4 protein-coding genes are annotated in these 8209 nt (G+C 35.3%); 1 reads left to right on the top strand and 3 read right to left on the bottom strand.

Going from position 1 to position 8209, the window contains the following annotated elements:
• Positions 1-597: Ig-like domain-containing protein (locus H7254_RS13890; protein ID WP_301933534.1), on the top strand; the 597-nt coding region annotated here is incomplete at its 5' end.
• Between the two features lie 461 nt (positions 598-1058).
• Here H7254_RS13890 and cas2 read toward each other — a convergent pair.
• The 3 genes from cas2 to cas9 are packed head-to-tail and all read right to left on the bottom strand — an operon-like array spanning position 1059 to position 7629.
• Positions 1059-1397: a CRISPR-associated endonuclease Cas2 gene (gene cas2 / locus H7254_RS13885; RefSeq protein ID WP_301933533.1), complete on the bottom strand. Its 339-nt coding sequence runs from the start codon at positions 1395-1397 to the stop codon at positions 1059-1061.
• Entirely contained in the window at positions 1394-2305 is a 912-nt protein-coding gene (gene cas1 / locus H7254_RS13880) for a type II CRISPR-associated endonuclease Cas1 (RefSeq protein ID WP_301933532.1), read from the bottom strand. The genes cas2 and cas1 overlap by 4 nt, the downstream gene beginning before the upstream one ends.
• Complete coding sequence (gene cas9 / locus H7254_RS13875; protein ID WP_301933531.1) at positions 2302-7629, bottom strand: type II CRISPR RNA-guided endonuclease Cas9; 5328 nt, start codon at positions 7627-7629, stop codon at positions 2302-2304. The genes cas1 and cas9 overlap by 4 nt, the downstream gene beginning before the upstream one ends.
• Positions 7630-8209: the final 580 nt, after the last annotated feature.

The following is an 8209-nucleotide window of genomic DNA, read 5'->3' as shown; positions in this document are numbered from 1 at the left end:
TTACAAAGTATTCAGAATTTAGGCATAATTGACAGTAATTTTTACCTGTTAAGAACGGGGGCGGATACCTCTTTGAAAACTATTACCACCCTTTATAATGCCACCGGGTACATTGAACAGAATTTACCTTTTAGTTACTTAACAGGTACAGCAGGAAAAGAAACTAATTCAACCGCAATACCTTCTGCCGGGTATTTAGAATACAATGCCAGCAACACACCAAGAGTAGTAACATTTACAGGATTAAGTAAGAAAGATGTGCTGGGTAATGTTTATAACAACACGCTAACAATACCGGCATGGGGTAGTAAAATATTAATAAACAATGGTACTACAGGCACATCAATAACACCCACAACGACAGCCCTTGTATCATCGGTTAATCCAACTTCATTTAATCAGTTGACTACATTTACAGCAACAATAAATACAACTTTAGCAACAGGTAGTATTACGTTTCGAGACGGCCTTGTAGCAATAGGTACCGGAGTTCTTTCATCCGGTATTGCAACGTTAAGTGTTTCTAATTTAACCGTTTCCTCACATAATATTACGGCGGTGTATGGCGGTGATGCAAGCTATTCCGGTAGGTTGTGATTTGCTTTCAACTTCAGCTCTTTGTACATTTGATAACAACGTTGTTTTCTACAACAACAATGTGGATATGTTGTGATTTGCTTTCAACTTCAGCTCTTTGTACATTTGATAACAACGGATGCGTTTCTAAAACGACATTCTCAATAGTTGTGATTTGCTTTCAACTTCAGCTCTTTGTACATTTGATAACAACTATTGCCTGTTGATGTAGTACCCATGTTGGGTTGTGATTTGCTTTCAACTTCAGCTCTTTGTACATTTGATAACAACTTCAATTTGGTGCCGGTGGTGTGGTTATGGTTGTGATTTGCTTTCAACTTCAGCTCTTTGTACATTTGATAACAACAGTTTACGGCAAAAGTCAATGTCAGCAAGGGTTTATCATTAATTGTACAGGGCGAAAAATCATTAAAATGCCTCCCGGTCATTTGACCGGGAGGCATTTTCTTTATCCTATTTATCTAAAATAGTTCCAATTGTTGGGGAACATCGCCACGCTCAGCCGTCTTTTGGCCATGAAATATCTCCATCATACCAAACTGTTTATCGGTAATTGTCATAATGCCCACTTTTCCTTTTTCCGGTAATATCTTTTTTACTCTGGCCACATGCACCTGTGCATTTTCCATACTGGCACTATGCCGCAGGTAAAGGCTAAACTGAAACATGGCAAACCCATCTGCCATAATCTTCTTCCGAAAATCACCAGCTATCTTTCGTTCCTTTTTGGTTTCGGTTGGTAAGTCGTAAAATACAAGTACCCACATAATGCGGTATGCGTTTAGGCGTTCACTTTTCATGGCATTTGTGGCAGCAGTAGTTTACGCTGTTCACCTGCATAGCATCGGGCAAGCGATACGGCTGTACGCTGCATGGCCACCATCAGCGGGCTTTTATCACCGTCAATCAGCACATCCAGCGTGGGTATTTTCAGCAGTTCTACTTTTAACTCCTGTGTTAGTGTAGCCACGGCAGATGTATTGTGAATTATGGTGCGTATAACCACATCCACGTAAGGTCGATAAGGTTCCATCATATCATCTGCAAGGCAATAGGCGTTGTACCGGTTACGGTGAAAAATACCATGGGTTGGTAATAAGCCGGCACCGGTAATAGCCCTGGCCATACCCGCCCGAACAATGGCATATCCATAATTTAATAAGTTATTGGGTGCTGTGCCATCCCGCTTTCTGTAAAAGTTCCACGAGGGTGGAAAAAGGTTTTGCCAGTAATGGGCAGCAGCCACGGCTTCATTGTTGCCTTCGTCACCACTTCTTACACTGGCAGCCAGGCTGGTAAGCAGGTTGTATTTACCCTCCCACTTTTTTATCACTGCGGCCTGGTTGCTGATTTTTGCCTTTACTGTTTGCTGCCACAGTTGTTTTTTCAGCGGCTCACTAGCTTCTATCTGTGCCCTGAACCGTTCACTTTGCAGTATATTACTTTCCAAAGGCATTAGTAAACCGGTAGGGTGGTGGGTATCGTTACAGGTAATTACGGCAACATTAGCACTTACCAGTTTATCAAGCAGGTAATGTGTAAGGGTTATTTGCTGATGCTCCAGCACAAGTATGCCAAGGTCTTCAATAGGTACAGTTTTATCGGGCTTATCTTCCATGCCTTTGATATGACCGTAACTTACTACCATCTGCTCATTGCTGAACTTTAGGAAGCAAGCATTTTCTATGCAGATGGTGCGTTTGATCATAAGCCGTTTTTAGTTAATCCTAATTCAATTGCTTTTTCTTTATCCCAGCAGCCATTTGGAAACTCCCAATAAGGGACTACTTTTTTGCCAAGTTTATCTGTAAAAACTTTGATACATCGTTGCCAAGTTTTAGTATCCCCATATTTGATAGTTTCTGTTTGTTCTTTTAGCTCAAGATTATTAAAGAGTGATCTGCTGTCAGCTTCAGTTATTTTTATGGAATCTGCTTGAGAGAGTTGCTGAAATTTAATTTCGTTTCTACTTGGATTCATGTCCTTGACAATATGTAGAAGGGGCATTATTGATTGCATGTTTGTCCAATCAATTTCGTCCATTTGCTCTTTTGATAAATTTTGTACGGGTAAATACACCAAATCATTTTTTGACAACGTAAAAATCAATTCAGATTCAGGTTTAGAAATGAATTTTGAATAATCAAGTTTATCAGGTTTTTCAAATGAAGCTATCCTTGCAGCATCAAGTAGTTTCAAAAACGCAATACTTCGTTTTGCATCTTTTGTTGTCTCGTTTTTGTCTCTAAAAAAGTATGTCATAAAAACATCGCTTGCATAAACATACCTACCTTTAGTAATTTCATATAGTTCAAAAGAAAAAAGCTGGCTGGATTTTTTAACTTCAATAGGTGTTTTTGATAAAAAAAGAGGTGAAGTGAAATAGGTTTGTTTTAATGCTTCAAAATCCCTTTCATTTAATTTTTCCTTTATTTTTTTTGTTGTTTCGTCTTTTGCATACCATATCTTATCATAATCATTCCAATCAAAATCAATTAACTCTACCCATTTATATGCCTTTTCGTTCCTCTTCATTTTGTCTTTATGGTTATCCAATTGTACCCTAACTTCATATATGGCATTGCTGTACAATGAAAGAGTTTCGACATCTCTTTTTAGTTTGTCCTTGTCTTTTTTTTCTATATCCAGTTTGTCAATTGCTACCTTTTGTTTATTTACATACTTAAGTCTGTAAAGTGCTAATCTTTTTATTCTTGGGTCTGCAATCTTTTCAATAACATCAGCCTTGTTCAAATCCATTGAAAGACCCATTGGTCTTGAAGAATGTTCTTTATCTGAATATGTAGAAAGCCATTGTAAAGAATCTTTAGTTTGCGAATTGATGAGCAACTTATTTTCTTCAATTTCTTTTAAAATTGCCTTGCTATGCGTTTTACATTTTTCATCATCTAAGGTATCATGTTCGTATTTACTAAAAAGAGGAATAAGTATATCCTGATATTTCTTTTTTAATACAGTCTCTTTAATTATTTCTTCTATTGATTTAAAAAACACACGTGTTTGACCCTGGTTCTCTTTTTTGTCTTTCAGGATTTGTGGAATTAATTTGTTGACAAAAGTTCTACCTCCTTCTACAAAATAATTCTTTTTTGCATAATTGGTTTCCTTATGCAATTCGCCTCTTATTGATGCTATTTTGTTAGGCTTAATATCTTTATTAACTCTATGTTTTGAAGGGCTAATAAGTAGCCTCGTATTTTTATGAGAGATAACGACTTCACTTAAAGCGTTTCTTATATCTGGTATAAACCTATCTTCAATCCAAGGTGTTTTAAATTTTTTACTGCTCTTACCAATACATACATCAGCTTTCAATGAACTATATTTTGCTTTTTTGCTATCATCACTTTCTTGGTCGGCACTGTTAATTGCATTTAGTGTATTGATGTATTGAATGTGATTTTGTTTGGTGCAAGCAATAATTATTGCATCCATCGCATGATGTCGATGGTCAAGCCTTTTTGAATAACCTTCAAACACCTCTCTATCTTCATAGTTGCCAGTTTTATTGTTGTACTGTTGGGTAAAATGTGTTAAACTTTTTGTTTCAAATGCTTCTTCACTGGTTGAGTAGCCGTAAGACTTTATTTTCTGGTTAATGGTTATTGTGTTTTCTTTTATCAATGTTTCTAATTCCGAATGTATTTTTTTAAGTTCTTCAATATCTCTTATTTCAATAAATTTTTTGCCAGTTGGAATTTTATAAACTTCAAAACCATTTGGATTATCTAAAACGCTCTGAATATTATTAAACATTACTTGTTGTTCAGCAAGCGTTTTTAGCTTAATTGATTTCTTGCCGGTTGGTATTTCAAAATTCTCAAAACGGCTACGCATCAATTCTTTCATGATGTCATTCAAATGCCAACGGTCTCTTAAAATATCTGTTACAGCACCAGATGTTACCCATACTTTTTGCGCACCCACTAATTCACTTAACTTTTCTTTTAGCTTTTTATTGATGTACTGAGTTTCATTAAGCGTTCTATTAATTGGATCTTCGGGTATTTCTTTACGCAATAAATTGGTTTGTTTTCCACCTTTTGGAAACATAGATTTTACATGGCTTTCCCATTCCTCTTTTGAAATAAGGGTGAACTCGTTGTTACCCACCTTTACTTTTTCTTCTAACCTTTTGCTAACAATAAACTCATAAGCAGTTCTATTGCCATTATTTGCTTTAGCTTGGTTTACTTCTCTCCAGGTAATGACCTTATTTGCATAAGAGTTAAGGAAGTATCGTTCTCTAGGGATAATGTGTTCAATTTCTACGACTTTGCCCCTTGCAAAAACATCAGTAAAGGGTATTGGCTGATTTGTGTATGGACATTTAAAATTTTGTTCAAGCCACATTAGATATTTTTTAACTTCTAGTTGAGTTGGTTCGCTTAACCTATACTCCTTAGATTTTACTTTATATTCTTCAGCATTTTTAAATCTTACCACATCTTCAATAATTTTTATTTTATTGATATTGCTATTGTTAGATGTTTCGGTTTCAAGATTTGCATTCTTCAATTTCTCTGACCATGTTTTAACGTCTTTTGGTATAGCATCTTTCCCTTCTTTTAAATCGGCTTTTAATTCCCTTAGCATCTGTTTTGCCCATTCATTTTTCTTAGCTCCTTCATTCATGCCTTCCCATATTTGTTGTCTTTCATCCATACTCGCTTTCAGTTCTCTACTTAATTCAATCCTTACTTCATCAAATCCATATTTCTGCTGAATATCATTTACAACAGATATTGTTTCGTTCACTATTTTTTCAACAATTGGGTTGTTCATGCTATGCCTTTCAACAGGCTTCATTGTGCCAATTGGAGAACCTTTTTTAGTAGAATGTGAGCCATACCTCACGGCAGTTGCTTCCCAATAGTTCAGATAAGTAAAGTCGCCTGCGGTATTAAATTTTGAAAGTCTAAGTCGGGCTTTTTTGTCAGGAATAAATTCTTTCAGACTTTCCAATTTTTCGTCTTTGTCTTTTGCTTTTTCTTCATTACTTGTATTAAGGGCTAAAAGTGAATTGACTTTCTCCGTTGTTTTATCTGTGATGTATTTGCCATCACTCATTAATGGTAATATTTGTCTGATAGCTTTTGCAGAAAGGCTACCCATGCCAGCATCGTCAAATTTTAAATTGGCTAACTGAAAACAAATGTCTTTATCAAATGCAAAATGATTTTCAATAATGGTCGCAACTTTGTTTGCATCACTATTTGTTATATCATAAATTATCTCCCAAAGTAGTTGAAGGTTTGTTATTTGTTGTTTGTCTGAATGCATTTGGTTAAACCAATCTGCTGGCTTAGTTGACAATATATTTTGTAAAGAGACCTTTGTATTGTTTCCTTTTAGTTTAATGTCTTCGTAGGTGCCATCCTTTTTTTGTTTTCTGAAATTGTAATTGAAAAAAGCAACTGTCATTTCGCCTGTGTCTTTATCAACTACTTCTACACCCTTTTTTAGTCCTAAATCATTGATAGCAAAACTTCTCCATGACAACGTTTTACTCATTTGCAGTGCATTGTAGAATAAGCCTTTTACTTGTGGTATTGTTTTGCCTATGTATTTTTCAAAATCATTTGAATTAGAGAATAGATCAAGTCTTTCACTTTTAATATGCAAAAATATTCTGGCGTTATTTATTTGCTGCCAAATTTTAAATTCTTGAAATAAAGGATGGCTTCTTGGGATAACAGTTCTGCCTATATGCTGCTCAACAATTTCTTTTTTGCCAGTTCCCTTAATAGCCTTTTCTTTTTTAACCTTAACCTTTTCAAAAGGACATTGTCCCTTATTCTTGGCTTGTTGCCAAGGGCGTTGGAAGAAAATGATTTTATCTTTTATCAAGCATTTCAATTGTTCCTTATTGCCATCTTTCTTCAACACATCATTTAAGATTGCTTGATAATCTTTGAAAGCAACTTTTACAATTGCTTCTATATCCAATTTTTCAAAGAAGTCTATATGGTATTTGTATTGGAAGTCTAAAATCTTATCCAATTCGTCCTCGTACCATCTTCTATTTACCACTTGATTTCTTATCCGTGGGATTGATTGGTTTTTATAAAAATTTTTATAGAAAAAAGAGCCAACTGTATATCCTGCTTCACACCATTCAGTTAAGGTTTTTTGCAGTGATTGATACTTGTAATTCCAATCAGTAGGGTCAGGGACTGTAAGGGTTATTTTATAGTATTCCGCCAGAATAACTTTTCCTTTTTTATCTTGTTTAATCTCAGGCTTTTTAACTGTAACAAAATCACCTTTTTTTAAGTCAATTACTTTTTTGAAAAGAATGCCCTCTAATTCAGTAACAATTTTTTTATTTTCTTCATCACCAAGGTTATAGGGCTCATCAAATCTTATCTTGATAGAAACCTTATAATATTTGATTTCGTCTTTGTTTGTTTCATCAACTATGGCAATTTTATTTGCTTCGTCAACTTCTAAGACTTCAGCAACATAATAATCAAACTTTGGTTTTTCTTCCTTAGCGAATCTATCGCTACTATAACCTCTCGTTTGATTCAAATGGGACAATATTCTACCCAATTCATTCAATGAAATTGCCTCTTTTACGGCCTTATCTCTTAACTGATAGATAGCTTTCCCAATATCGTTATTCTCTCCTCTTTTTCCTTTTTCATTTGTGAAATAAGCCTTATCGGGGTTCATGCCAATAAAATCCAAAACCCTTCCCAATTTGTCCCTTCGTAGTTTATATCGGCTTTTCATTCGTCTAACACCTCTCTTAACTCTTCTATTGGCTGTAGGTGTAAGTGTACTTCCTTTTGGGTCATTAAGTGTAAGCCCTTTATCAAATCTTTCGGTATCCTGTGCTATAATTCTTACACCAACAGCATCTTCATAAATGCCTATTCGGTTGTTGTTAATATCGGTTTCTGCCTCTTTACCTGTAACGTCATTTACATTTTTTTCATCAGTGGCCTCTACAATAGCCCATCCGATAGAAGTTGTTCCAATGTCTAGTCCAAGAATTTTTTTCATATTATTTTGTTTAATAGTATTTATTCCTAATTTTACAACGAAGCAAATCACAATAAGATTTTATCGTTGTGAAAACATCTAAAGCGGCGCAAGTCGCTTTTTTTATTTGACCTTTCAGTGTTACCCAATTATCATATAATCTTTTCCTCAAAATAATGATTTTACACATATAACTAACAATACTGGTTACATATTTTATGTTTTTTTAAACCTCAGATATTTTATTCAGCCCCTTTTCTTGCAATTAACGTCTTTGTAAAGGGACGCTGCGTAAACAAAAAGTAAAAATCAGCTTGCCACAATACCATTACTTCCGCTCAGTGGCTCCGATTGTGTGATTTCCTTTTTACATCTATAGCTTACCAATACTCAACAAGTATATCGGCAAAACCTTAGATAAGGGCAAACCTTACCCCAGGTAAGGCCAAAAGTAGCCCTAGGTAAGCCCAAAAGTAGCCCTAGGTAAGCCCATAAGTAGCCCTAGGTAAGCCCATAAGTAACCCTAGGTAAGCCCATAAGTAGCCCTAGGTAAGCCCATAAGTAACCCTAGGTAAGCCCATAAGTAACCCTAGGTAAGCCC

It is taken from the genome of Ferruginibacter sp., assembly GCF_014377975.1.
In the GTDB taxonomy this organism is placed as follows: Bacteria; Bacteroidota; Bacteroidia; order Chitinophagales; family Chitinophagaceae; genus Ferruginibacter.
The sequence above is the reverse complement of the archived record's forward strand: the minus strand, read 5'-3'. Positions and strand labels throughout refer to the sequence as shown.

Coding starts and splice junctions, on each gene's coding strand:
- cas9 (WP_301933531.1), bottom strand. CDS start 7,629: ATGAAAAAAATTCTTGGACTAGACATTGGAACAACTTCTATCGGATGG.
- cas2 (WP_301933533.1), bottom strand. CDS start 1,397: ATGAAAAGTGAACGCCTAAACGCATACCGCATTATGTGGGTACTTGTA.
- cas1 (WP_301933532.1), bottom strand. CDS start 2,305: ATGATCAAACGCACCATCTGCATAGAAAATGCTTGCTTCCTAAAGTTC.